Annotated in this window: 1 protein-coding gene; it reads right to left on the bottom strand. The window is 41.6% G+C overall.

The genetic code is table 11. The features are described from left to right. Positions 1 to 503: flagellin N-terminal helical domain-containing protein (locus PALI_RS00010; protein ID WP_455430557.1), on the bottom strand; the 503-nt coding region annotated here is incomplete at both ends.

Below are 503 nucleotides of genomic sequence, written 5' to 3' on the forward strand. Positions count from 1 at the left end.
TTTGCACCAATCGCATCTGCTGACATATCACGTAAACTTACGTTGATAGTTTCATTTGCATTTGAACCAACTTGGAATTGTTTTGTACCGAATGAACCATCAATTAAGCTCGTACCACCAAACTTTGTGGTTTCAGAAATACGTGTTAGCTCTTGTTGAAGAGCGCCTACTTCTTTTTGTAGCGCTGCACGTGCATCCGCATCATTTGAACCATTCGCTGACTGTAGTGATAAATCACGCATACGCTGTAAGATGTTCGATGATTCTTGCATCGCACCCTCAGCCGTTTGTGCCATCGAAATACCATCATTCGCGTTACGTTGAGCAACACCTAAACCATTTACCTGTGATGTTAAGCGGTTTGCTATTTGTAGACCAGCCGCATCGTCTTTGGCACTGTTAATTTTCATACCAGATGAAAGACGTTGCATTGATGTACCTAACGCATCGCTTGATTTAGACAAGTTTCTTTGTGCGTTTAAAGACGCTGTATTTGTATTTAC

Source organism: Pseudoalteromonas aliena SW19 (assembly GCF_014905615.1).
GTDB classification, from domain to species: Bacteria; Pseudomonadota; Gammaproteobacteria; order Enterobacterales; family Alteromonadaceae; genus Pseudoalteromonas; species Pseudoalteromonas aliena.